Here is a 24,410-nt window from a genome sequence, read left to right on the forward strand (position 1 = left end):
AATTAATAGGCATCACATGAGCATTGATATCGAAAAATATCCCACATTGGCGTTGGTTGAAACACCCGAAGATTTACGCCTATTACCAAAAGAGAGTTTACCTAAACTCTGTGATGAGCTAAGGCTATATCTTCTTAACAGTGTCAGCCGCTCAAGTGGTCACTTCGCCTCAGGTTTAGGTGCTATTGAGTTAACGGTTGCGCTTCATTACGTTTATAAAACTCCCTTTGACAATCTGATTTGGGATGTGGGCCATCAGGCTTATCCTCATAAAATATTAACGGGTCGTCGTGATCGCATTGATACTATTCGTCAAAAAAATGGCCTACATCCCTTCCCTTGGCGTGAAGAGAGTGAATATGACAAACTCTGTGTTGGTCATTCATCCACCTCTATCAGTGCTGGGCTGGGTATGGCTGTTGCTGCAGAGCAAGAAAACCTAGGCAGAAAGACTGTTTGTGTGATTGGTGACGGTGCAATTACTGCAGGAATGGCATTTGAAGCCATGAATCATGCCGGTGATATTAATCCAGATATGCTAGTGGTACTTAACGATAATGAAATGTCGATTTCAGAAAATGTCGGGGCACTAAATAACCACCTTGCACAACTTCTATCTGGCAAACTGTATACCACGCTACGTGAAGGTGGCAAAAAAGTCTTTTCTGGTATTCCCCCAATTAAAGAATTACTGAAAAAGACAGAAGAACATATTAAAGGCATGGTTGTGCCCGGCACCATGTTTGAAGAGTTAGGTTTTAACTATATTGGTCCAGTTGATGGTCACGATGTTATTGCTTTAGTACAAACGCTCACGAATATGCGCGATCTAAAAGGGCCGCAACTTTTACATATTATGACCAAAAAAGGTCGGGGTTACGCTCCCGCAGAGCAAGATCCAATCAGTTGGCATGCGGTACCTAAATTTGATCCGAAGACAGGTACTTTACCTAAAAGCCCCAATGCACGCCCGACGTTTTCAAAAATTTTTGGGGACTGGTTATGTGAAGAAGCCGCCACTGATGAAAAATTAATGGCAATCACCCCTGCTATGCGTGAAGGCTCTGGTATGGTGCGCTTTTCTAAAGAGTACCCCGCACAATACTTTGATGTCGCAATTGCGGAGCAACACGCCGTCACCTTCGCTGCTGGATTAGCCATTGGTGGTTATAAGCCGATCGTGGCTATTTACTCCACCTTCTTACAACGCGCTTATGATCAAGTGATCCACGATGTGGCTATCCAAAAACTCCCGGTACTCTTTGCTATCGATCGTGGTGGCATTGTTGGTGCGGATGGTCAGACCCACCAAGGAGCTTTTGATCTCTCTTTTTTACGCTGTATCCCTAATATGATTATTATGGCACCTAGCGATGAAAATGAGTGTCGCCAAATGTTGCATACAGGTTACCATTATCAAGAAGGGCCTGTCGCTGTACGTTATCCTAGAGGTTCAGGGGTTGGTGCGCCATTACAACCGCTGAGCGAACTTCCTATAGGAAAAGGTATTATTCGTCGCCAAGGTAAAAGTATTGCAATTTTAAACTTCGGAACCTTATTACCCGAAGCCTTAGATGTTGCAGAAAAACTGGATGCAACAGTTGCAGATATGCGCTTTATCAAACCACTAGATAAAGAACTGATCCTTTCCCTTGCCAAACAACACGACATACTGGTCACCTTAGAAGAAAATGCCATTATGGGTGGCGCAGGTAGCGGCGTTAACGAGTTATTAATGCAAGAGCGTTGTTTAGTGCCCGTACTCAATTTAGGGTTACCTGATCTTTTTGTGCCACAAGGTGGACAAGAAGAGATCAGAGCCGATTTAGGACTTGATGCAACAGGCATTGAAAAATCGATTAAAGCTTATCAGGCTCATTCTTTGAGCTAATATTTCAAAAGTCTCTCTTGCTTGTAAAGCCGGAGAGACTATTGATAAGGTTAATAAATTCTGACTTTATTTTCTTGTAAAAACTGCCCTTATTTCTTTTCTTTTTTAATTATTTTCAAATCTTGTTAAAGATCACTTTTTAATGAAATTAACTGTAATTTATCAATTTTAAAATTGAATCCATTCAGCGTTAATTGATTCAATCAGTTAGATTTTTCCTTTTTTCTTTCCTTTAACGAAACGTTTCGATCACCTTCACAATATAAATAAATCCAACTTGTTTTCCTATTTTCATTTCCTACTATGTAGAACAGCGAAACGTTTCGCTGAGGAGGCAAAGATGAAAAAAGGTGTATTACTTAATAGTTCAATTTCTAGCGTAATTGCACGTTTAGGACATACTGACAAAATAACGATTGCAGATGCTGGATTACCCATACCCTCTTCTGTTGAGCGTATCGATCTTGCTTTAACTCAGGGGATCCCTGACTTTATGTCAGTGTTACAAACGATCACCCATGAAATGCAAGTCGAAGCCGTTATGCTTGCCATAGAAATTAAAAATATAAACCCACTTCTTTTTAGTGAGATAACCCGTTATTTGCATTTATTAGAACAACAACAAAAAAAACCTATCGAGATCATTTATGTCACTCATGAAGAATTTAAAAAACAACTTCCAGATAATAAAGCGGTGATAAGAACAGGTGAATGCTCTCCTTATGCCAATATCGTGCTGTTTTCTGGTGTGACTTTCTGAGGCCAATATGGAAGCATTACTTGAATTAAAAAATATTGATAAATCATTTCCGGGCGTAAAAGCATTATCTGGTGCGACGTTACGAATTTATCCTGGCCGAGTGATGGCACTTGTTGGTGAAAATGGCGCAGGTAAATCCACACTAATGAAAGTGCTAACAGGTATCTACCCAAAAGACGCAGGTGAAATTATTTATCAAGGGGAACGTTGCTCTTTTAATGGTCCTAAGTCTTCTCAAGAAGCAGGAATAGGCATTATCCATCAAGAACTCAATCTTATCCCTGAATTAACCATTGCAGAAAATATCTTTTTAGGTCGCGAGTTTACCCGTGCATTTGGTGCCATTGATTGGAAAAAAATGTATGCAGAAGCGGATAAATTACTTGTTCGCTTAAACCTTCCTTATCGCAGTCATCGCTTAGTTTCTGAATTATCCATTGGTGATCAGCAAATGGTTGAAATTGCCAAAGTACTCAGTTTTGGCTCTAAAGTGATTATTATGGATGAACCGACAGATGCATTGACAGACACCGAAACTCGCTCTCTGTTTAGTGTGATAACTGAATTAAGAAATCAAGGTTGTGGCATTGTCTATATCTCACATCGATTAAAAGAAATTTTTGATATTTGTGATGATGTCACTGTGTTGCGCGATGGTCAATTTATTGGCGAAAAGCCCGTTTCTTCATTACAAGAAGAGACACTTATTGAAATGATGGTAGGCCGTAAATTAGAAGATCAATACCCTCGCATCCATATTCCTGCAGGAAAAACTAAACTTAATGTCTCTCACTTAAGTGGTGCAGATATACATGATGTCAGCTTTTCCCTACATGAAAATGAAATTTTAGGTATTTCAGGGTTAATGGGCGCAGGCCGTACTGAATTAATGAAAATGATTTACGGTGCATTGCCAAAAACACAAGGTAGCGTGACGTTAGAAGGTAAAATTTGTCAGATCAAAAAGCCTGCAGATGCACTCGCCCAAGGTATTGTTTATATCTCTGAAGACAGAAAACGCGATGGTTTAGTGCTAGGTATGTCAGTAAAAGAGAATATGTCACTGACGGCGCTACCTTATTTTAGTCGCACTATGGGGATCTTAAATCATAAAGAAGAGCAATTAACTGTCAGTGACTTTATTAAATTGTTCAACATAAAAACCCCGTCCATCAATCAGATCATTGGTTTTTTATCAGGCGGTAATCAACAAAAAGTCGCTATTGCTCGCGGACTAATGACTCGTCCTAAAGTGCTTATTCTTGATGAGCCTACCCGCGGTGTCGATGTGGGGGCGAAAAAAGAGATTTACCAATTAATTAATAAGTTTAAACAAGAGGGATTAAGCATCATTTTGATCTCTTCAGAAATGCCAGAGGTAATGGGAATGAGTGACCGCATTTTAGTTATGCATGAAGGTCGTATCAGCGGTGAGTTTTCTGCCAATAATGTCACACAAGAGATGCTAATGGCGGCGGCTGTTGGTAAACAATATGGTGCTACAGTAGGAGTTTGAGATGAGTACAAAATCAATACCAGCGTCAAAACGATGGTTCTCTAAGGCTTGGTTATTAGAACAAAAATCACTCATTGCCTTATTGTTGCTTATTGTCGTGGTTTCAACACTCAGCCCGAATTTTTTTACCTTAAATAATATTTTTAACATCCTACAACAAACCTCTGTTAACGCAATTATGGCTGTAGGTATGACATTAGTCATTTTAACCTCTGGTATCGATTTATCGGTAGGCTCATTACTCGCTTTAACCGGTGCTGTTGCTGCTTCTATGGTAGGGGCTGATGTTAATGCGTTAGTGGCTGTTGTCGGTGCTTTAGCATTAGGAGCCGCTATTGGTGGCGTTACAGGTGTCATTATCGCTAAAGGTAAAGTGCAGGCATTTATTGCCACATTAGTGATGATGCTGTTATTGCGTGGTGTCACGCGTGTTTATACTGATGGCAGTCCAATAAATACAGGATTTAGCGATAATGCCGACCTGTTTAGCTGGTTTGGTATTGGACGCCCCTTTGGGATCCCCACCCCTATTTGGCTGATGATGATTGTCTTTTTAAGCGCGTGGTATGTATTGCATCACACACGCTTGGGTCGCTATATCTATGCCCTTGGAGGAAACGAAGCAGCAACCCGTTTATCTGGTATTAGTGTCGATAAAATCAAAATTATTGTTTATGCGCTTTGCGGTTTATTAGCGGCCCTTGCCAGTGTCATTGAAGTTGCTCGTCTTTCTTCCGCCCAACCAATGGCAGGCAATGGTTATGAACTGGATGCTATCGCCGCAGTCGTCTTAGGTGGTACCAGTCTTGCTGGCGGTAAAGGACGCATAATGGGCACACTTATTGGTGCGTTAATTTTAGGCTTTCTCAATAATGCACTCAATTTATTAGGCATATCATCCAATTATCAAATGATAGTCAAAGCTGTTGTCATCTTACTTGCCGTGCTGGTTGATAACAAAAAATAATACGCTTTCTCTTAATCCGAACCCCGACAGGAATATATTATGAAACTAAAAAAAATAGCAACGCTTCTCTCAGTGGTTGCTCTAAGCGCTACCATAAGTGCCAATGCATTAGCAAAAGAGTCTATCGCCCTTGTTATTTCAACGCTCAATAATCCTTTCTTTGTCACCATGAAAGACAGTGCACAAAAAGAGGCGGATAAATTAGGTTATGACTTAGTCGTGCTTGATTCAATGGATAATCCTGCCAAAGAATTGGCAAATGTGCAGGACTTAACCGTAAAAGGCACCCGTTTAATGCTCATTAATCCAACGGATTCTGATGCTGTAGGTAATGCCGTGTTAATGGCAAATAAAGCTAAAATTCCTGTAGTAACCCTAGATAGAGTAGCCAATAAAGGTGAGGTTGTTAGCCATGTTGCTTCTGATAACCGCCTAGGAGGAAAAATGGCGGGAGATTATATTGCGGAAAAAGTGGGTAATGATGCCAAAGTGATCCAACTAGAAGGGATCGCCGGAACCTCCGCTTCTCGTGAGCGTGGAGAAGGCTTTAAACAAGCTGTTGATGCTCACAAACTTAATATATTAGCAAGCCAACCTGCTGACTTTGACCGTACTAAAGGCCTTAATGTTATGCAAAATCTATTAACCGCTAATCCTTCAGTGCAAGCGGTATTTGCTCAAAACGATGAAATGGCATTAGGGGCATTGCGTGCATTACAAACAGCAGGTCGTACCGATGTCTTAGTCGTTGGCTTTGATGGCACAAATGATGGCATTAAAGCGGTTAACCGAGGTGTTTTAGGTGCGACTATTGCACAACGCCCCGATCAAATTGGTATTATTGGTATTCAAACCGCTGATAAAATTCTGAAAGGGGAAAAAGTGGATCCCACTATTCCTGTTGAGCTTGAATTAGTCACTCAAAAATAATCACCCATCTAACCACGTAGTACTTTCGCTGCGTGGTTAGTTTCGTTATAAACTAGGTTTTCAAAGGATAAAGGCTATGACAACTCCCCTCCTTGCTGTTTTAGGTAGCATCAACGTTGACCATATTATGAATATTGCACAATTTCCCAAGCCCGGAGAAACCGTGATTGGTCATGACTATAAAATAGCATTTGGTGGTAAAGGGGCAAATCAAGCCGTCGCTTGTGGACGTAGTGGTGCCGATATCACGTTTATAGCCTGTGTGGGAGATGATGCTATTGGTCGCGAAATCATCGCTCAATTAAAAACAGATAATATTGATACTGATGCAATTCGTATTATTCCCAAGACACCTACAGGTGTAGCAATGATCCTAGTTAATGAACAAGGCGAAAATGTCATTAGCATTGTTGCCGGAGCAAATAGTGCTCTCACTCCAAGCCATTTGCATCAGTATCGTCATATTATTGAACAAGCAGATGCTTTATTAATGCAATTAGAATCCCCTCTAGACACTGTCTTTGAGGCAGCAAAACAAGCCAAAGCACATCAAACAAAAGTGATTTTAAATCCCGCTCCTGCACAGCCGTTATCTGATGAATTTCTGAGTTTTATTGATATTATTACGCCAAATGAGACAGAAGCCGAAATATTAACCGGTATTTCTGTGCATGATGAAGTGGGTGCAGCTAAAGCGGCTAATATTTTGCACAGCAAAGGCATAAAACACGTTTTAATCACTTTAGGCAGTCGTGGAGTATGGTTTAGTGAACAAGGCACCGGTATGATCATTCCCGGTTTTCGTGTTGAAGCAGTTGATACTATTGCCGCAGGTGATACCTTTAACGGTGCATTTGTTACAGCGATATTAGAAGGTAAATCAGCTCATGATGCGATCCGTTTCGCCCATGCAGCCGCGGCAATTGCAGTGACACGTCATGGCGCGCAATCCTCCGTCCCTTGGCGTGATGAAATTAAGTCATTTTTAGCAGAGCGAGCATAATATTTTGGCAACAATGAAAGATGTCGCCCGTTTAGCGGGTGTTTCAACATCCACCGTTTCCCATGTTATCAATAACAATCGTTATGTGAGTGAAGGTATCCGCGCAAAGGTTAATCATGCAATAGCAACCTTAAATTACGCCCCTTCAGCATTAGCTCGTAGTTTAAAAATGAACTGCACACGTACCATAGGGATGTTAGTTACCGCCAGTAATAACCCCTTTTATGCTGAAGTCGTTCGAGGTGTTGAACGAAGTTGCTATGAACAAGGCTATAGCCTCATTTTATGCAACACCGAAGGCGACTATGAGCGCATGGATACTAGCCTTGAAACCTTGCTACAAAAGCGTGTCGATGGGCTGTTATTAATGTGTACTGAAGCCCGCGCACCATCAAGTGAAGTATTAAATCGTTATCCACGGTTACCCATGGTGATGATGGATTGGTCTCCATTTGAATACAGTTGCGATATTATTCAAGATAACTCCCTATTAGGGGGAGAATTAGCCACGAATTATTTAATTGAAAAAGGTTTTACTGACATCGCCTGTATTGCGGGTCCCCAAGATAAACTTCCCGCTAAACATCGTCTACAAGGCTACTATAATGCGATGCAACAAGCTGGGTTACCCATTCGTAAAGAGCTGGTTTTAACCAGTGATTTTGAGTTTGCGGGTGGCTTTAGTGCAATGCAAACACTGCTCTCACTCCCTATACAACCACAGGCCGTATTTACCTGTAATGATGCAATGGCGGTCGGTGCTTACCAAGCGATTTATCAAAAAGGACTACGTGTACCTGATGATATTTCTATCGTCGGTTATGATGACATCGATTTAGCCTCTTATATGATCCCCCCTTTAACGACTATTCATCAACCCAAAGATGAATTGGGCAAACTTGCTGTAAGCCAATTATTACGTCGTATGGAAGATATTGAAGCACAAGCCAATCTATTAGTGTTAACACCCAAACTGATTGAACGAGGCTCGGTGATAGCTCATAGGAAATAATCTTTTACATTAATAGGTTAATAGGTTGTGTATATATTTCACACAACCTATTTGGTATCCTATAAAAACTGCTATATGGCAGTTTTTATAGGAGCTATTACTATGATCCAGTATGGCAAAATATTTATGAGCAATAGAACACAAAATGTTCGATTACCCGCTGAGACTCGATTTCCGGATGATGTAAAAGAAGTTTTTGTTCGCGTCAAAGGCAACGAGAGAATAATCACACCTATACAAAATGCATGGGATAGCTTTTTCTTATCAGAAAAGTCTGTAACAGATGATTTCTTATCTGAAAGGCCTGATCAAGCTACAAGTGAAAGAGGATCCTTTGATGATTAAATACCTATTAGATACAAATTATTGTTATATTCACTATTAAACGCAAGCCTGAGTTTTTATTACCAAAATTCAACCAACATGCTGAACAATTAGCTATTTCTACAATTACACTCGCTGAGCTCATTTTTGGTGCTGAAAAAAGTGTAAATCCAGCCAAAAACTTAGCTACGGTTAACGACTTTGTTTCTCGACTGACTGTTTTATCTTACGATGACTTAGCAGCTTTTCATTATGGAGACATTAGAGCAACACTAGAAAAACAGGGAAAACACGTTGGTGATAACCACTTACATATAGCAGCACATGCTAGAAGTAAGGGGCTAATAGTCGTTACCAATAATACTCGAGAATTTGAAAGAGTTGATGGTTTAAGAATTGAGGATTGGACCGTTATTAACTCAGCCCCCCAAATTGATTGAACGAGGCTAGGTGATAAATTTTATAAAATAATAACAAGAAGATTAACACTATTATTACTGATACTCTCTTTTAAAGAGAGAGTAGTTATTTTATCTAAGTTAATAAAATAAATAATTATAAAATCAATAAGTTAATTTATGTTTTTAAATGATATTATTTCTTATTATTTTGTGTATTACCTTCTATATTTAATCTACTTTTTCTCATCTTTTATCCAATAATCCATGAAAGATGCAAAACTCTATTAGATCTATTATACTCTTATCCTTTCGCATTATCTGTGGCAATACTATTTTTGGTCATTTGGGTCATCATATTAGACTTTTTACGCTAAAACGATAATGTGTCCTTTTGTTTATCGGGCAAGTGTTATCCTCTTTGTGACGATTAATCACTTCCCATTTTGAAAAAATTTGAGAGTATTATTATGTCATTACCTTCTTGTCCTAAATGCAACTCAGAGTATACCTATGAAGATGGGGCAATGTATGTCTGCCCTGAATGTGCCCACGAATGGAACGATGCTGAGCCAACAACTGATAGCGATGAGCTGATTGTTAAAGATGCCCATGGTAATTTATTAGCCGATGGGGATTCAGTGACAGTCATTAAAGATCTAAAAGTAAAAGGTAGCTCAACGCCACTCAAAATTGGTACAAAAGTTAAAGGGATACGTTTAGTGGAAGGCGATCATAATATTGATTGTAAAATTGATGGCTTTGGACAAATGAAATTAAAATCTGAATTTGTGAAGAAAAGCTAATCTTGAATTATCATTAAAATGATTAATAACATTATTTTGATTTCAGAGGCGCTCATTAAGCGCCTTTTGTTTATAGCGATATGATTTATTTATTATCACCAAAGTGATCAAACCCTTTCAGATTAGGGTGCACTTCTTTACCTTCACGTAAATAACGTATACCTTCTGCAATTGGCATAATTTGCCCTATGCAATGAAAGTCAGCTCCCGTATGGGCTAAAGCAATATCTAAAGCCCCACGATTTATTTCAGGCACGGTAAAGCATAGTTCATAGTCTTCGCCACCACTTAATGCCCAAATTTCAGCTTGCTCTTTACTCACCTGTGATTTCATTGCCGCAGAATAAGGCAACGCATCTAAGTTAATACGAGCACCACAACCACTTGCCGTTAAAATATGGTTTAGATCTGAAATAAGACCATCAGAAATATCAATAGCAGCACTTGCTAAAGATCTTAATGCTTGCCCCTGTAAAAGACGAGGCTGCGGACGCAAATGCCTAGTAATAAAATAGTCTCGGCTTTCTGGTTGACTAGGTTGTAATCTATTTTGTAAAACCGCGAGTCCTGCCGCGCTATCCCCTAAAAAGCCTGTAACATAGATCCAATCACCAATTTTAGCCCCTGAGCGTAATAGTGCCATACCTTGAGGAACCAAGCCTTGTATTGTGATGGTTAAGCTCAATGGCCCTTTGGTTGTATCCCCACCAATCAATTGAATAGAATAATACTCTGCTAATGCAAATAGAGAGCGACTAAAAGCCTCAAGCCAATCATTATCAACTTTTGGCAATGTTAAAGCTAATGAGGCCCAAGCAGGATCTGCCCCCACCGCGGCTAAGTCACTAATATTGACCGCTAATGCTTTATACGCTAAATCTTCAGGGGAAATGGTTGGCAGGAAGTGTATTCCACTGACTAAGGTATCAGTACTAATTGCCACTTGTTGCTTTTCAGGTACAGTCAATATTGCACAGTCATCCCCAATTCCCGTACTCACATCTTTGCGTTTAACTGGCTGAGAAGTGAAATATTGTTTAATGAGGGAGAATTCACCACAAGGCATTATCAATTTCCTATGAAGCAATGCTTACTAAATAAAAGGCCGGAGTAACCGGCCTTGGATTATTAATTTACCATAGAGGAAACGTGAAGAACGTTATTTTTTACGTACAGTTGGTGCAGCTTTATCTAACACACCATTGACAAATTTATGGCTGTCATCAGCACCAAACACCTTAGCCAATTCAATCGCTTCGTTAATGGCTACTTTATAAGGAACATCTTCACGGAAGCTGAGTTCAAACATAGCTAAACGTAAAATCGCTTTTTCAACTTGGCCTAGCTCTTCCAGTTGACGTGATAAATAAGGCTCCATCGCCTTATCTAAACGTGCTGCATTGATTGCAACACCCACTAAAAGCTCACGGAAATAAGCAATATCTACACCTTGGGTATCCTGCTCGGATAAAAACTCCAATTCCACATCCGCGATGTCATTTCCGGATAATTGCCATGAGTAGATAGCTTGTACAGCACACTCACGAGCACGACGACGAGCAGCAGGTTTCACAAAATTCCCCTTTAGTTAAAACAGATGATTAGCCTTTAATGGCTTTAAGTACATTGATCATTTCAAGTGCTGTCATTGCAGCTTCAGCACCTTTATTGCCCGCTTTAGTACCAGCTCGTTCAATTGCCTGCTCAATGCTTTCAGTGGTTAATACACCAAAAGTCACAGGGATCTCACTTTGCATTGCAACATGAGAAAGGCCAGAGCTGCATTCGCCAGCAACGTATTCAAAATGTGCGGTTCCACCACGGATAACAGTGCCTAACGCGATAACTGCATCATATTTGTCGCTTTCTGCTAATGCTTTTACAGTTAATGGCAACTCATAAGCGCCAGGAACCCAAACGACGGTAATATTTTCTGAGGAAACTTGTCCGATACGCTCAAGTGCATCAACGGCACCTTCTAACAAGCTATCATTAATAAAATTATTAAAACGGGCAATTGCAATCGCTACACGTGCGTTTGGCGCCGCGACAACACCTTTGATTACGTTCATAGGTTACCTTTTTCTCCTATCCGCGGGGCGCGGATTTTATCACATTCTTTCCTTTACTGCGCTCAGTTTTATGATAACACAGCAAAGGAGCCAAAAATCCTTGATAAATCAAGGTAGTTAGTTGGCTGATAACAATGTCGTAACGACAGGGAATAACACACACGGCGCTATTTTACTACAAATAGCGCCATAGACACACATATTTGCATCTATTAATAACGAGGTTTTAAACAAACGCGGATATCAGGACCGATTTGTTGAAGAGAATCTATTGTAAATTCAGGGGCTTCAGATAATGACGACAGTGGTGAAATGGATAATAAACCTCGAGCATCATTGCCTAAAATTTTCGGAGCAATATAAATGATAAGCTCATCAACAAGACCAAGCTCTAATAATGCGCCAGCAAAATGTGCGCCACTCTCAACCCATACACTATTAATATTGCGTTTACCTAACTGCATCATTAATAACACTAAATCGACACTACTATTTTTGCCATTAGTAGGAAGCAAAATTTCTGAGACATCACCTTGCCAATCTTCTTGCTGAGAGTGAGTCCGAGCAAGCAAGCACTCACCTGCAAGTTGTGTAATTTTATAGTCGGGAGTTACCCTATTTTGGCTATCGGTAATAATGCGAATAGGCTGGCGTAATGACTCTAGTGGATAAATCGCTTTTATCTCATCGGATAATGCTTCCCAACGCACATTCAATGCAGGATCATCGGCTAAAACAGTGGCACTCGTTGTTAAAATAGCACTAGCTTGCGCGCGAAAGTTTTGTACATCTTGTCGCGAAGCGTTAGAGGTTATCCATTGACTTTCCCCTGATGCTAATGCCGTTTTACCGTCTAAAGAGGCGGCCAGTTTTAATTGGATATAAGGAAACCCTGTTCTCATACGTTTAAAAAAGCCGATATTCAATTTTTCAGCTTCTTGCATTAATACGCCATGAGAAACATCAATACCTGCAGCGACTAATTTATGTAAACCACGTCCTGCCACTTGAGGATTGGGATCTTGCATTGCAGCAACAACACGTTTTACCCCGGCGTTGATTAAAGCATCAGCACAAGGAGGCGTTTTACCAAAGTGGCTACATGGCTCAAGCGTAACATAGACGGTAGCACCTTTGGCATTTTCACCCGCCATATTTAATGCATTCACTTCGGCATGTGGACCACCTGCATGATGGTGATAACCTTCACCTATAATCTTCCCTTCTTTAACAATCACGCATCCCACATTTGGGTTAGGTGATGTTGTAAAACGTCCTAATGCAGCTAACTCTATCGCTCGACGCATATAGGTTTCATCATTAGCCAGCTCATTGCTCGTAGGATTGTTGCTGTTGTTAATTGTCATCATAGATTTATTATTTATCGTTATTTTCAAATAGTCGTGTGAAGCGAATGATTAATCTTGTAATTTTGCAATTTCTTCGCCAAAATCGCGCACATCTTCAAAACTGCGATAAACCGAAGCAAAACGGATATAAGCAACTTTATCCAGTTTCTTTAGTTGTTCCATAACAAAATTACCGATCTGTTTGGAAGGTATCTCTCTTTCGCCCGTTGCCCTTAATTGTGATTTGATATGATTAATGGCAGCTTCAACATCATCAGAACTCACAGGGCGTTTTTCTAATGCTTTGAGCATTCCTCTACGTAGCTTTTCTTCATCAAAAGGCTCACGGATTTCATCACTTTTCACAACACGAGGCATCACAAGCTCTGCGACTTCAAATGTAGTAAAGCGCTCATGGCAAACAAGGCATTGACGACGACGGCGCACTTGTGAGCCATCACCAACAAGTCTCGAATCAATTACTTTGGTATCTACGGCTGTGCAAAATGGACAATGCATAGTTATTCCTACTGTTGACAAAACTCCTAAACAGTGTACCTGTTCAGTGAACAAAAAACACCCTGTCAGTCATTAACTGGCAGGGTGTTTGCGATGTTTATGTCAGAAAAACGCTCTATTAAGGTAAGAGTGTTGTCTGATCTGCACCCTCTTTTTCCACTTTTTGAACAATCAGGTGTTCGCGTTTCATGCCCATTTTCAGTGCTAATGCAGAAGCCACATAAATAGATGAAACAGTACCGAATGAAACACCGATTAACATCACTAAAGAGAAGCCTTTAAGCATTGAACCACCAAAGATATAGAGCATCAACACAACTAATAATGTTGTTGCTGATGTCATGATGGTACGGCTTAATGTCTGTGTTAGTGAAACGTTCATGATCTCATAAGAGGTACCACGACGAATTTTACGGAAATTCTCACGAATACGATCTGATACCACGATACTATCGTTCAAGGAATAACCGATAACAGACATCAATGACGCCACAATGGTTAAATCAACTTCAATTTGGAAGAGTGATAAAATACCCAAAGTGATCACCACGTCATGGGCAAGTGAAATAACAGCCCCTAATGCTAGACGCCACTCAAAACGGAATCCAACATAGATCAGAATACAGATAAGTGCAGAAAGTAACGCCATTGCCCCTGTTTGAGCCAATTCACTCCCGACACTTGGCCCAACAAATTCAATACGTTTGACTGTTGCATCATTATCAATTTCAACATTGATAATATCGATGACTTTCTTACCTAATTCTTGACCAGCCTGTCCTTCAACAGGAGGCATACGCACCATAATATCGCGGCTGCTACCAAAGTTTTGTAACAGAGGATCTTTATAGCCGGCGGCTGCCAAGCTATCACGCATTTTATCTAGATCGGCCGGTTGACTGAGATTGATCTCAATAACCGTTCCTCCAGTAAAATCTAATCCCCAGTTAAATCCTTTCACGGAAATGATAGCGATGGATGCTACCAAAAGCAGAAACGAAATAGTAAAGGCGACGTTGTCCCAACGCATAAAGTCAATGACTTTACGACCATGGTTTAATTGTTCAACAGTATAATCCTGTGCCACAACGTGCTCCTTAAATAGACAGTTTCTTGATGCGTTTACCGCCATACAGCAGGTTTACAATCGCACGTGTACCCACAATAGCGGTAAACATGGATGTCGCAACCCCGATAGCAGTTGTGATAGCAAACCCTTTAATGGAGCCAGTACCGACTGCATAAAGGATCACGGCAGTAATTAACGTGGTTAAGTTCGCATCAATAATACTGGAGAAGGCACCTTTATAACCTTCATGGATAGCTTGTTGTACTGAGCGACCATTACGTAACTCTTCTTTAATACGCTCGTTGATCAGTACGTTAGCATCGACCGCAACCGCAAGGGTTAAGACAATACCCGCAATACCAGGCATGGTTAACGTTGCACCGGGTAATAATGACATGACCCCCACAATTAACACCAAGTTTGCTAATAGCGCCGTACTCGCGATCACACCAAATTTACGATAATAAATAATCATAAAGGCAACAGAGGCTATCAGACCCCATAAACAAGCTTCTAAACCTTGAGTTATGTTCTGAAGACCTAATGTTGGCCCAATGGTTCTCTCTTCAACGATTTGAATAGGTGCAATCAATGCCCCAGCACGTAATAACAGAGATAATTGACGTGCTTCATTCGCATTAGAGATACCAGTAATGCGGAAGTTATTACCTAAACGGGTTTGAATATTAGCCACGTTAATAACTTCTTCATTTTTTACCAAAATTGCGCGATCGTTTTCATCACGTTTACCGCTGTCTTTATACTCTACAAAAAGAGTAGCCATCGGTTTACCGACGTTATCTTTGGTAAAGTTAGACATAATAGAGCCACCAGCACTATCAAGTGAAATACTTACTTGAGGCTGGCCGTACTCATCGGCTTGTGACGTTGAATCGGTAATATGGTCACCGGTCAATACAACACGTTTATAAAGAATGGTTGGTCTACCATCACGAGTGTATTTCACTTCTGAGTCACCCGGGATGCGTCCTGTTTCTAAGGCTGAAGGATCAACGTTAGTATTCACTAAACGGAATTCTAATGTTGCTGTTGCACCTAGGATTTCTTTCGCACGAGCCGTATCTTGAATACCCGGTAATTCAACAACAATGCGGTCAGCACCTTGGCGTTGAACTAATGGCTCAGCAACCCCTAATTGGTTGACACGGTTACGTAGGATGGTGATATTTTGTTGTACCGCATAAGTACGCGCATCACGTAAACGCTCGTCGGTAAAAATAGCTTTTAACGAGTTATTATCCCCATTTCTAAAAATGAGATCTTGGTTACGACGCGCAAGATAATCTGATGCTTTAGAACGGTCATCAGCGTTGCGGAAACGGATTTCAACACCATAATTATCCGTTTTGCGGATAGAAGAATATGGAATGCCTTCGTCACGTAATAAAGTACGTAAACTATCAACATTTTGTTCTTGAAGTTTACCTAACGCGGTTTCCATATCAACTTCCATTAAGAAGTGAACACCACCACGTAAGTCTAACCCTAATTTCATCGGCTCACCGCCAATGGCTTCTAACCATTTTGGCGTAGCTGGTGCAAGGTTAAGTGCAACAACGAACTTGTCACCTAACGCAGGTAACAACGCTTCACGGGCACGTAACTGAATGTCAGGGTTACTGAAACGAGCCAAAATCGCACCATTTTCAAGGGCGATTGATTTCGCTTCAATTTTTTCTTTATCTAATAAAGATCGAACTTGATCCAGTGTTTGCTCATTGGCGGCGGTTCCCCGCGCGCCAGTGATTTGAACAGCCGGATCCTCACCATATAGGTTAGGAAGTGCGTAAAGCAGACCGATGAGGATAGCGAATATCAACATCAGATACTTCCACAAAGGATAACGGTTTAGCACGGCAGTTCCCTTTTCCCTTTGGGGAAATCAAATTAAATAGCTTTCATTGTGCCTTTTGGTAATACAGCGGCAACAAAGTCACGTTTGATAGTTACTTCAGTTGTTTCATTCAGAGCAACAACGATATAGCCGTTATCTGAAACTTTAACAACGCGGCCGATTAAACCACCAGTAGTTAACACTTCATCACCTTTACCGATAGATTCCATCAGTTTACGGTGTTCTTTAGTACGTTTTTGCTGAGGACGTAGGATCATAAAATAGAAAATTAAAATAAAGATCACTAACATCGGTAAAATAGACATAAAGCTTGCTTCAGGTGCTGCTTGTCCAGCAGAAGCAACAGCATCAGAAATGAAAAAACTCATTCACTTTTTCCTCATTGTTGTCGATATCGACGATACTCAAGTTATAAGCCCAATATCATACACAGAATTGGGCTTTCTCGTATACATTAATCGCACTTACTCGCACTGCTATTTAGCGGTGGAACTGGTTTACCAATACGTTCGTAGAACTCATGCACGAAATCTTCGAAACGTGACTCATCAATTGCTTGACGAATTTCAGCCATTAGACGCTGATAATAGCGTAAGTTATGGATAGTATTCAGCCTTGCACCTAAAATTTCGTTACAGCGATCAAGATGATGTAGGTAAGCGCGACTATAATTTTTACAGGTGTAGCAATCACAATGTTCATCCAGAGTTGATGTATCTGAACGATGTTTAGCATTACGAATTTTAATGACACCATTTGTTACAAACAGATGTCCATTACGTGCATTTCGTGTTGGCATCACACAGTCAAACATATCGATACCACGACGAACACCTTCAACTAAATCTTCAGGTTTACCTACACCCATTAAATAACGAGGTTTATCCGCAGGGATTTGTGGACAAACATGTTCTAAAATACGGTGCATATCTTCTTTAGGTTCACCAACAGCTAGGCCCCCAACAGCGTAACCGTCAAAGCCGATTTCCACTAGCCCTTTCACTGAGATATCACGTAAATCTTCGTAAACGCCGCCTTGAATAATACCGAATAATGCATTTTTGTTGTTTAATTCATCAAAGCGTTGACGACTACGTTTAGCCCAGCGTAATGACATCTCCATGGAATTTTTAGCATAATCCCAATCTGATGGATATGGCGTACACTCATCGAAGATCATCACAATATCTGATCCAAGATCGTACTGAATTTCCATTGATTTTTCTGGGCTTAAGAAAATCTTTTCGCCATTAATTGGGTTACGGAAATGCACACCTTCTTCTTTAATTTTACGCATTGCGCCTAAACTAAAGACTTGGAAACCACCTGAATCGGTTAAAATTGGCCCTTTCCACTGCATAAAGTCATGCAAATCACCGTGTAATTTCATGATCTCTTGACCAGGACGTAACCATAAATGGAAAGTATTGCCTAAAAGGATTTGCGCACCTGTGGCTTCAACTTCTTCAGGTGTCATCCCTTTAACTGTACCGTATGTCCCTACTGGCATAAATGCAGGTGTTTCAACGACACCGCGTTCAAACTTAAGACGACCACGACGGGCATGACCATCTGTTTTATCTAATTCGTATTTCACTCATCCTCCAAGCATCAGAAAAACAGTCCAATGCATAATAAAAACAGCACATTCTAATCATTTGTTAGACGGCTGTATATGTTACATCAACAAAAGCTGTGCTTAGTCAAAGAGATCAAGCAGCAAAATTGACATAACCGGTCATAAAATGAAAAAAAACGTTAAAAAATAGAATAAAGCCCTACTCTTCACCCACTTTTTCATTGATAGCTAAAGGATTACGCGTAATAAACATCGCATCACCATAACTGAAAAAACGATACTTTTGCTCAACCGCTACGTTATAAGCATTCATGGTATTTTTATAACCAGCAAATGCAGAAACCAGCATAATTAAGGTTGATTCTGGCAAATGGAAGTTAGTTATCAAAGCATCAATAACTTGATATTGGTAACCTGGATAAATAAAAATTTGCGTATCATCAAAAAAAGGGGCTATTAATGCATCTTTGGCTGCTTTAGCCGCACTTTCTAAAGAGCGAACAGACGTTGTACCCACGGCAATCACCCGATTACCTCGTGCCTTACAAGCGAGCACGGCATCTACCACCTCTTGAGGGACTTCAGCATACTCGGAATGCATAGTGTGCTCTTCGATATTATCCACACGAACAGGCTGGAAAGTGCCAGCACCAACATGCAAAGTGACAAAGGCCATCTCAACGCCTTTGTTACGTAACGCTTCTAATAACGGCTCATCAAAATGCAATCCAGCTGTGGGTGCAGCTACTGCACCGGGACGCTCATTATAGACCGTTTGATAAAGCTCTTTATCGGATCTTTCATCTGGACGATCAATATAAGGAGGAAGAGGCATATGACCGATACTATTTAAAATAGTCAGCACATCTCTTTCATCATCAAAACGGATTTCAAATAGTGTATCATGGCGTGCAATCATGGTTGCTTGTACACTTTCGTCTTCCCCTAAAATCAGTGATGCGCCCTCTTTGGGTGACTTTGATGCACGAACATGGGCTAACACACGATGTTCATCTAGCATACGCTCCACTAATACTTCTATCTTGCCACCGGAGGCTTTACGACCATAAATACGCGCGGGGATCACTCTAGTATTATTAAATACAAGTAAATCACCGGCATTGAGTTTATCTAATACATCCGTAAAGACACCGTGAGATAAATTGCCCGTTTTCCCCTCTAGGGATAATAATCGGCACCCACTACGTTGGGGGTGAGGATAGTGAGCAATTAAGGACTCAGGCAGGTCAAATCTAAAATCGGATACACGCATAATTAAACGACTACTTTCATAAAAAACAGGCGCACTAGTCTAGTGCTGCATGTTAATCAGTGCAACAAAGAAGCACTTTTTTATTTAAAAAGCGCTATGATAGTACAATGAACTATCTTGCTCACTTACACCTCGCCTTTAGAGCGAAAAGCTCCTTATTAGGCAATATGATGGCGGACTATGTAAAAGGTACGCCGAGTAACGATTACAGCCAAGCGGTAATTGACGGCATTCGCATGCATAGGCGTATTGATGTGTTGACTGATACTCATCCATTAGTTAAACAAGCTCGACGACTTTTTCCTAATGAATACCGCCGCGTTGCTCCCATTACTTTGGATATATTTTGGGATCATTTTCTCTCACTACATTGGGATAAATTTGAGCCTGACATACCGCTATTGGAATTTGTTACTTATGTGCGCAACACCATTGAACCGGATTTGTGGCGAACTCCAGAAAAATTTCAAGAGCTCAATGAATATTTATGGCCCCAAGCGTGGTTGACTCGTTATGCTGATAAAACTTATATAGCACAGACGTTAAAAGGCATGGCAAAAAGAAGACCGCGTTTAAGTGCGCTTGCAGGCTCTTATATTGCACTAGAAACGCATTATAAAGAGTTAAGTGAGATTTTTTGGCAATTTTATCCACAATTGTTAGAAAGAGCACAACATCATCAGCTGGATGACTGATACATTAAGGCTCTTTTTATTCATCTGTTTGTCATGGTTAGACATTACATTAAGTCGAGCAAACAGAGACTACGTCAATTTACCTTTTTATTAATAACGTTCTGTTAACAAGCGTAGTATTCATTTATAAAGTTGATTAGAATAGATAGTTATACAAGGAGTCATAAATAAGTCATTTTTGTTGTATAAAATTCATCGTTATAACCTATCAAATAGATTGTTCTGTATGATTTTATCAATAACGATTGATTATTTATGCTGTATACATCATTTAAAAACAGGGCATCACCCTAAATTTAAAAACAGGGTATCCCCTAAATTTACTCTAAATAGTTCGAGTGAACGCAGTCAACAACGCGACAACTTGAAATATGACGAGTATAAACTCTTTCAATTTACAGGAGTACATTATGGTTCTGGTTACTCGCAAAGCCCCAGATTTCACAGCAGCTGCTGTTTTAGGTAACGGTGAAATTGTTAATGATTTCAACCTGCATTCATTTATCAAAGGCAAACCTGCGGTTATTTTCTTCTGGCCAATGGACTTCACTTTTGTTTGCCCTTCAGAACTGATTGCATTTGATCACCGTTTTGAAGAGTTCCAAAAACGTGGTGTTGAAATCATCGGCGTTTCTATGGACTCAGAATTCGTACATAACGCATGGCGTAAAACAGCTATCGATGATGGCGGTATTGGTAAAGTAAGATACCCAATGGTTGCTGATATCAAACACGATATCATTAAAGCATACGGTATCGAACATCCAGAAGCGGGTGTTGCACTACGTGGTTCATTCCTGATCGACAAAGAAGGTGTCGTTCGTCACCAAGTGGTAAACGACCTGCCATTAGGCCGTAATATTGACGAAATGATCCGTATGGTTGATGCACTACAATTCCACGAAGAGCACGGTGATGTTTGCCCTGCACAATGGGAAAAAGGCCAAGAAGGTATGGGCGCATCTCCAGACGGTGTTGCTAAATATCTGAAAGCGAACTCAGGCAAACTGTAATATTCCAGTAAGCTAAACAAATATTTGCTAAAAGCCTGTGAAAACAGGCTTTTTTATTAATACTCCATCTATTCTTTTGCCTTTCAACTCAATTTATTAAGATTACTATTTGTACATAACATTATTATTTATTCGCTTAAAGATGATTTTGTGATCATCTCTTCAAAAAAAATTCTCGTCATTAATAACTTCTCTCTATACTTATTGTTACGTAATTGTTAACCAACATTAATACTATCGTATACACCCCTATTATCACTTATCTCTATTGAAACTAACCCACTGTTATTAATGGATATAATCATGATTACTATAAAAAAAACGCACCTGCTGTTACTTACCACACTTTTTTCACCTGCACTCTATGCCGCCTATGAGCCAGCGGTTGAAGCACAACAAGGTATGGTGGTCTCTTCACAACATTTAGCCTCACAAGTAGGGAAAGATATTTTACAAAAAGGAGGGAATGCCATTGATGCAGCTGTTGCTGTTGGCTATGCACAAGCTGTGGTAAATGCTTGTTGTGGAAATATTGGCGGTGGTGGCTTTATGACTATACACCTTGCTGATGGCACCAATACCTTTATTAATTTTCGAGAAACGGCGCCTACGGCTGCGTCTAAAAATATGTATTTAGATAAAGACGGTAACTTGATTAAAGAGGCAAGCCTATACGGCTATCTTGCCTCAGGGGTGCCGGGTACAGTGAAAGGACTTGATGCAGCATTAGAAAAATATGGCACACTTTCACGCCAAGAAGTGATGGCTCCCGCTATTAAACTAGCCAGAGAAGGCTATATTTTAACCCGTGCTGATACTGACGTATTAGACACCACCACAGAGCGATTTAAACAAGATCCTGAATCAGCAAAAATTTTCTTAAAGCCTGATGGAACACCATGGCAGCCTGGCGATCGTCTCATTCAAACGGACTTAGCCAATACGCTTGAACTTATCGCCAACCAAGGTGCTGATGCTTTCTATCAAGGGGAAATCCCTAAAAAAGTAGAACAAGCTTCAAAACAGCATAATGGGTTATTAACCAAAGAAGATTTTGCGAACTTCACTATTACCGAAACACCTCCCATTACTTGTACTTATCGAGGTTATGAATTTATCTCTGCTCCTCCTCCCAGTTCAGGAGGCGTCACTATTTGCCAAACACTGAATATTTTAGAAGGCTACGATCTGAAATCGATGGGTTTTAACTCTGCCGAATATGTTCACACGCTCACAGAAGCTATGCGTCATGCTTATATGGATAGAAACACCTTTCTTGGCGATCCGCAATTTATAAACAATCCAACAGAAAAGTTATTAAGTAAAGCCTACGCCGCAGAGCTTCGCCAACAAATTACACCGAATAAAGCCACCCCATCAGAAAAGGTACAACCCGGTATTGCACCTCATGAAAGCCCTGAAACCACCCATTATTCGGTGATTGATAAAGATGGTAATGCCGTTTCAACCACTTACACCATCAATGGTCGTTTTGGTGCTGTCGTTATCGCCCCGGGGACTGGCTTTTTCCTCAATAATGAGATGGATGATTTTACAACTAAAGTTGGCGAGAAAAATCTTTATGGCTTAGTACAAGGTGAACGAAATAGTATTGCCCCATTAAAACGTCCACTGTCCTCAATGAGCCCAACCATTGTGACTAAAGATGGCAAACCCTTTCTTGTATTAGGCTCACCGGGAGGCTCTCGTATTATCTCAATCACCTTACAAACGGCACTTAATATTATTGAGTTTGGTATGTCCCCCCAAGAAGCCGTCAATAGCCCTCGAATTCATCATCAATGGCTACCTGATGAGGTTTATTATGAACAACGAGGATTATCAAAAGATACCTTAGAAAAACTTTCTGCCATGGGATATAAAATGGTCGAACAAACGCCATGGGGCGCGGCTGAATTGATTATGGTCGGCCTTCCAGGAGAACAAGGAGTGATCCCTGCTTCGTCAGGTAATGATTCTGCTGTTTCAGGGGCGATACGCGAAGGTTATCTTTATGGTTCAAATGATGTTCGACGTCCAGCAGGTAAAGCCGTGGGCTACTAACCATAAAATCATATAATACCATTGGCAAAAGGAACCTTCTCTTTATTAGACAAGGTTTCTTTTTTTATGAAAATGATCTCGTCACTGTTTTACAATTTATTAATATCTTTTTTTATTAATAATAATCAAGATTCATTTTTCATTAAATAAATTATTAATATTAAATATCAATTTATCATTAAAACAATAATTTCAAACGTAATATAAGAACAAATATCTTTATATTCTATTTAAATAATAGAATATATATAAACAATATTAATTATCCTTCGTAATTACAGATAAGAACAATAATCACTTAATTTAATTTTTTAACTAACGATAATTAATTTTATTTCTATGATTGCAGTCACAGAATAAATTTCTTAATAACCACAATATCATAATGGTTAATGAAAAATACGTAAAAACCGAATGTAACATATTGTAAATACAAATATTTAACAATTCACCACAAGCTATTTTCAGTAATAAAAAGTGTTGATAACTATTATATCTATTCTAAACCAATCGTTATTATATTTTATATACAACGAAAAACAAGTAGAGAAAAGAACACATTTATCATCACAACTTATTTCTTATTTAAATTAGTTAAGCGGAGATAAATATTAATGTCTGATACACATCATCGTCCTATATTAGATATTGGACTATCAAGACTAGAGTTTCTGCGAATATCCGGTAAAGGGCTGGCAGGGATCACCATAGCACCCGCACTACTTTCTCTTTTAGGTTGTAAGCAAGAAGAAATAGACAGTGGCGTTATTCAACTGACAACCACACCTAAAGGTGTATTAGTGACTAATCGTGCCCGTTGCACTGGCTGTCATCGTTGTGAAACAGCATGTACAACATGGAATGATGGTAGCGTTGGATCTTTCTTCTCCCGTACTAAAATCCATCGTCATTTCTATTTTGGTGATAAAGGCATTGGCTCTGGAGGGGGCTTATATGGCGACTTAAACTTTACCACTGATACTTGTCGCCAATGCAAAACACCCGAGTGTATGAACGTCTGCCCAGTAAAAGCTATCCGTTATCAAGAAGAGTTTGGCTGTATTGTCGTTGATACTCGTCGTTGTATCGGCTGTGCCGCTTGTACAACAGCTTGCCCGTGGATGATGGCAACCGTCAATCCACAAACGAAAAAATCCGGTAAATGTAATTTATGTGGTGAATGCGCCTCAGCATGCCCAACAGGGGCATTGCACATTATTGAATGGAAAGAAATTACCGTTTGATTTTTCTTAGCAATCACCTCATTGACCCCTCTTTAGATTAGGAAGCAATA

At 40.0% G+C, this 24,410-nt stretch carries 23 protein-coding genes and 1 pseudogene; 14 read left to right on the top strand and 10 right to left on the bottom strand.

What is annotated here, in order from left to right:
* Positions 1-16 precede the first annotated feature (16 nt).
* From dxs to GWI58_RS01885, 10 genes and pseudogenes are all read left to right on the top strand, one after another.
* Positions 17-1,891 (top strand): 1-deoxy-D-xylulose-5-phosphate synthase, encoded by a 1,875-nt coding sequence (dxs, locus tag GWI58_RS01840; protein ID WP_004252568.1) that lies wholly within the window; start codon positions 17-19, stop codon positions 1,889-1,891.
* A gap of 340 nt (positions 1,892-2,231) precedes the next feature.
* A complete protein-coding gene (rbsD, locus tag GWI58_RS01845; protein WP_020945202.1) occupies positions 2,232-2,651 on the top strand; it encodes a D-ribose pyranase in 420 nt (139 codons plus the stop codon).
* A 7-nt stretch (positions 2,652-2,658) separates the two neighbouring features.
* Entirely contained in the window at positions 2,659-4,167 is a 1,509-nt protein-coding gene (rbsA, locus tag GWI58_RS01850) for a ribose ABC transporter ATP-binding protein RbsA (RefSeq protein WP_110229765.1), read from the top strand.
* Between the two features lies 1 nt (position 4,168).
* A complete protein-coding gene (rbsC, locus tag GWI58_RS01855; protein ID WP_004245124.1) occupies positions 4,169-5,134 on the top strand; it encodes a ribose ABC transporter permease in 966 nt (321 codons plus the stop codon).
* A 39-nt stretch (positions 5,135-5,173) separates the two neighbouring features.
* The gene (gene rbsB, locus GWI58_RS01860; RefSeq protein WP_004247214.1) at positions 5,174-6,064 is read left to right on the top strand and encodes a ribose ABC transporter substrate-binding protein RbsB; all 891 of its coding nucleotides are present in this window, start codon (positions 5,174-5,176) and stop codon (positions 6,062-6,064) included.
* 76 nt (positions 6,065-6,140) lie between these two features.
* Complete coding sequence (gene rbsK / locus GWI58_RS01865) at positions 6,141-7,067, top strand: ribokinase (RefSeq protein WP_110229763.1); 927 nt, start codon at positions 6,141-6,143, stop codon at positions 7,065-7,067.
* A gap of 4 nt (positions 7,068-7,071) precedes the next feature.
* The gene (rbsR, locus tag GWI58_RS01870; RefSeq protein ID WP_165315253.1) at positions 7,072-8,079 is read left to right on the top strand and encodes a ribose operon transcriptional repressor RbsR; all 1,008 of its coding nucleotides are present in this window, start codon (positions 7,072-7,074) and stop codon (positions 8,077-8,079) included.
* Positions 8,080-8,181: 102 nt separating this feature from the next.
* Positions 8,182-8,424 carry a type II toxin-antitoxin system VapB family antitoxin gene (vapB, locus tag GWI58_RS01875; RefSeq protein WP_094959409.1) on the top strand — a complete coding sequence of 81 codons (243 nt, stop codon included), beginning with the start codon at positions 8,182-8,184 and terminating at the stop codon, positions 8,422-8,424.
* A pseudogene (vapC, locus tag GWI58_RS01880) lies at positions 8,417-8,843 on the top strand (type II toxin-antitoxin system tRNA(fMet)-specific endonuclease VapC). The gene vapB and the pseudogene vapC overlap by 8 nt, the downstream one beginning before the upstream one ends.
* A gap of 428 nt (positions 8,844-9,271) precedes the next feature.
* On the top strand, positions 9,272-9,607 hold the full coding sequence (locus GWI58_RS01885) for a zinc ribbon domain-containing protein YjdM (protein WP_004245134.1): 336 nt from the start codon (positions 9,272-9,274) through the stop codon (positions 9,605-9,607).
* An 85-nt stretch (positions 9,608-9,692) separates the two neighbouring features.
* On the opposite strand, the gene thiL is transcribed toward GWI58_RS01885, so the two are convergent.
* The 10 genes from thiL to queA form a co-directional block, all read right to left on the bottom strand.
* Positions 9,693-10,673: a thiamine-phosphate kinase gene (gene thiL / locus GWI58_RS01890; RefSeq protein WP_012367469.1), complete on the bottom strand. Its 981-nt coding sequence runs from the start codon at positions 10,671-10,673 to the stop codon at positions 9,693-9,695.
* 93 nt (positions 10,674-10,766) lie between these two features.
* Positions 10,767-11,180: a transcription antitermination factor NusB gene (gene nusB, locus GWI58_RS01895; RefSeq protein WP_004245136.1), complete on the bottom strand. Its 414-nt coding sequence runs from the start codon at positions 11,178-11,180 to the stop codon at positions 10,767-10,769.
* A 28-nt stretch (positions 11,181-11,208) separates the two neighbouring features.
* Positions 11,209-11,679, bottom strand: a complete 471-nt coding sequence (gene ribH / locus GWI58_RS01900) for a 6,7-dimethyl-8-ribityllumazine synthase (protein WP_004245137.1) — start codon at positions 11,677-11,679, stop codon at positions 11,209-11,211.
* Positions 11,680-11,891: 212 nt separating this feature from the next.
* Complete coding sequence (gene ribD, locus GWI58_RS01905) at positions 11,892-13,007, bottom strand: bifunctional diaminohydroxyphosphoribosylaminopyrimidine deaminase/5-amino-6-(5-phosphoribosylamino)uracil reductase RibD (protein WP_187357466.1); 1,116 nt, start codon at positions 13,005-13,007, stop codon at positions 11,892-11,894.
* A 90-nt stretch (positions 13,008-13,097) separates the two neighbouring features.
* Positions 13,098-13,547, bottom strand: a complete 450-nt coding sequence (nrdR, locus tag GWI58_RS01910) for a transcriptional regulator NrdR (protein ID WP_004245139.1) — start codon at positions 13,545-13,547, stop codon at positions 13,098-13,100.
* A gap of 118 nt (positions 13,548-13,665) precedes the next feature.
* Entirely contained in the window at positions 13,666-14,634 is a 969-nt protein-coding gene (gene secF, locus GWI58_RS01915; RefSeq protein WP_004247209.1) for a protein translocase subunit SecF, read from the bottom strand.
* A 10-nt stretch (positions 14,635-14,644) separates the two neighbouring features.
* Positions 14,645-16,492: a protein translocase subunit SecD gene (secD, locus tag GWI58_RS01920; protein ID WP_012367466.1), complete on the bottom strand. Its 1,848-nt coding sequence runs from the start codon at positions 16,490-16,492 to the stop codon at positions 14,645-14,647.
* A 32-nt stretch (positions 16,493-16,524) separates the two neighbouring features.
* On the bottom strand, positions 16,525-16,860 hold the full coding sequence (yajC, locus tag GWI58_RS01925; protein WP_004245142.1) for a preprotein translocase subunit YajC: 336 nt from the start codon (positions 16,858-16,860) through the stop codon (positions 16,525-16,527).
* 86 nt (positions 16,861-16,946) lie between these two features.
* Positions 16,947-18,089 (bottom strand): tRNA guanosine(34) transglycosylase Tgt, encoded by a 1,143-nt coding sequence (tgt, locus tag GWI58_RS01930; protein ID WP_004245143.1) that lies wholly within the window; start codon positions 18,087-18,089, stop codon positions 16,947-16,949.
* Between the two features lie 181 nt (positions 18,090-18,270).
* A complete protein-coding gene (gene queA / locus GWI58_RS01935) occupies positions 18,271-19,344 on the bottom strand; it encodes a tRNA preQ1(34) S-adenosylmethionine ribosyltransferase-isomerase QueA (protein WP_004245144.1) in 1,074 nt (357 codons plus the stop codon).
* Positions 19,345-19,451: 107 nt separating this feature from the next.
* Between queA and GWI58_RS01940 the strand changes: the two genes are divergently transcribed.
* From GWI58_RS01940 to GWI58_RS01955, 4 genes are all read left to right on the top strand, one after another.
* Positions 19,452-20,039, top strand: coding sequence for an acyl carrier protein phosphodiesterase (locus GWI58_RS01940; RefSeq protein WP_094959452.1), 588 nt, complete (start codon positions 19,452-19,454; stop codon positions 20,037-20,039).
* Positions 20,040-20,449: 410 nt separating this feature from the next.
* Positions 20,450-21,052, top strand: a complete 603-nt coding sequence (locus GWI58_RS01945) for a peroxiredoxin C (RefSeq protein WP_110229761.1) — start codon at positions 20,450-20,452, stop codon at positions 21,050-21,052.
* Between the two features lie 303 nt (positions 21,053-21,355).
* Entirely contained in the window at positions 21,356-23,116 is a 1,761-nt protein-coding gene (gene ggt, locus GWI58_RS01950; RefSeq protein ID WP_036894229.1) for a gamma-glutamyltransferase, read from the top strand.
* 614 nt (positions 23,117-23,730) lie between these two features.
* Positions 23,731-24,360 carry a ferredoxin-like protein gene (locus GWI58_RS01955; protein ID WP_004245149.1) on the top strand — a complete coding sequence of 210 codons (630 nt, stop codon included), beginning with the start codon at positions 23,731-23,733 and terminating at the stop codon, positions 24,358-24,360.
* Positions 24,361-24,410: the final 50 nt, after the last annotated feature.

Source organism: Proteus sp. G2674, assembly GCF_009915195.1.
Lineage (GTDB): Bacteria > Pseudomonadota > Gammaproteobacteria > Enterobacterales > Enterobacteriaceae > Proteus > Proteus mirabilis.

What these genes read in the sequence shown, in the direction of transcription:
- rbsB (WP_004247214.1), top strand. Translation starts at nt 5,174, where the DNA reads ATGAAACTAAAAAAAATAGCAACGCTTCTCTCAGTGGTTGCTCTAAGC.
- yajC (WP_004245142.1), bottom strand. Translation starts at nt 16,860, where the DNA reads ATGAGTTTTTTCATTTCTGATGCTGTTGCTTCTGCTGGACAAGCAGCA.
- queA (WP_004245144.1), bottom strand. Translation starts at nt 19,344, where the DNA reads ATGCGTGTATCCGATTTTAGATTTGACCTGCCTGAGTCCTTAATTGCT.
- rbsK (WP_110229763.1), top strand. Translation starts at nt 6,141, where the DNA reads ATGACAACTCCCCTCCTTGCTGTTTTAGGTAGCATCAACGTTGACCAT.
- rbsC (WP_004245124.1), top strand. Translation starts at nt 4,169, where the DNA reads ATGAGTACAAAATCAATACCAGCGTCAAAACGATGGTTCTCTAAGGCT.
- thiL (WP_012367469.1), bottom strand. Translation starts at nt 10,673, where the DNA reads ATGCCTTGTGGTGAATTCTCCCTCATTAAACAATATTTCACTTCTCAG.
- nrdR (WP_004245139.1), bottom strand. Translation starts at nt 13,547, where the DNA reads ATGCATTGTCCATTTTGCACAGCCGTAGATACCAAAGTAATTGATTCG.
- rbsD (WP_020945202.1), top strand. Translation starts at nt 2,232, where the DNA reads ATGAAAAAAGGTGTATTACTTAATAGTTCAATTTCTAGCGTAATTGCA.
- ribH (WP_004245137.1), bottom strand. Translation starts at nt 11,679, where the DNA reads ATGAACGTAATCAAAGGTGTTGTCGCGGCGCCAAACGCACGTGTAGCG.
- dxs (WP_004252568.1), top strand. Translation starts at nt 17, where the DNA reads ATGAGCATTGATATCGAAAAATATCCCACATTGGCGTTGGTTGAAACA.
- rbsA (WP_110229765.1), top strand. Translation starts at nt 2,659, where the DNA reads ATGGAAGCATTACTTGAATTAAAAAATATTGATAAATCATTTCCGGGC.
- GWI58_RS01885 (WP_004245134.1), top strand. Translation starts at nt 9,272, where the DNA reads ATGTCATTACCTTCTTGTCCTAAATGCAACTCAGAGTATACCTATGAA.
- GWI58_RS01945 (WP_110229761.1), top strand. Translation starts at nt 20,450, where the DNA reads ATGGTTCTGGTTACTCGCAAAGCCCCAGATTTCACAGCAGCTGCTGTT.
- ggt (WP_036894229.1), top strand. Translation starts at nt 21,356, where the DNA reads ATGATTACTATAAAAAAAACGCACCTGCTGTTACTTACCACACTTTTT.
- vapB (WP_094959409.1), top strand. Translation starts at nt 8,182, where the DNA reads ATGATCCAGTATGGCAAAATATTTATGAGCAATAGAACACAAAATGTT.
- GWI58_RS01940 (WP_094959452.1), top strand. Translation starts at nt 19,452, where the DNA reads ATGAACTATCTTGCTCACTTACACCTCGCCTTTAGAGCGAAAAGCTCC.
- GWI58_RS01955 (WP_004245149.1), top strand. Translation starts at nt 23,731, where the DNA reads ATGTCTGATACACATCATCGTCCTATATTAGATATTGGACTATCAAGA.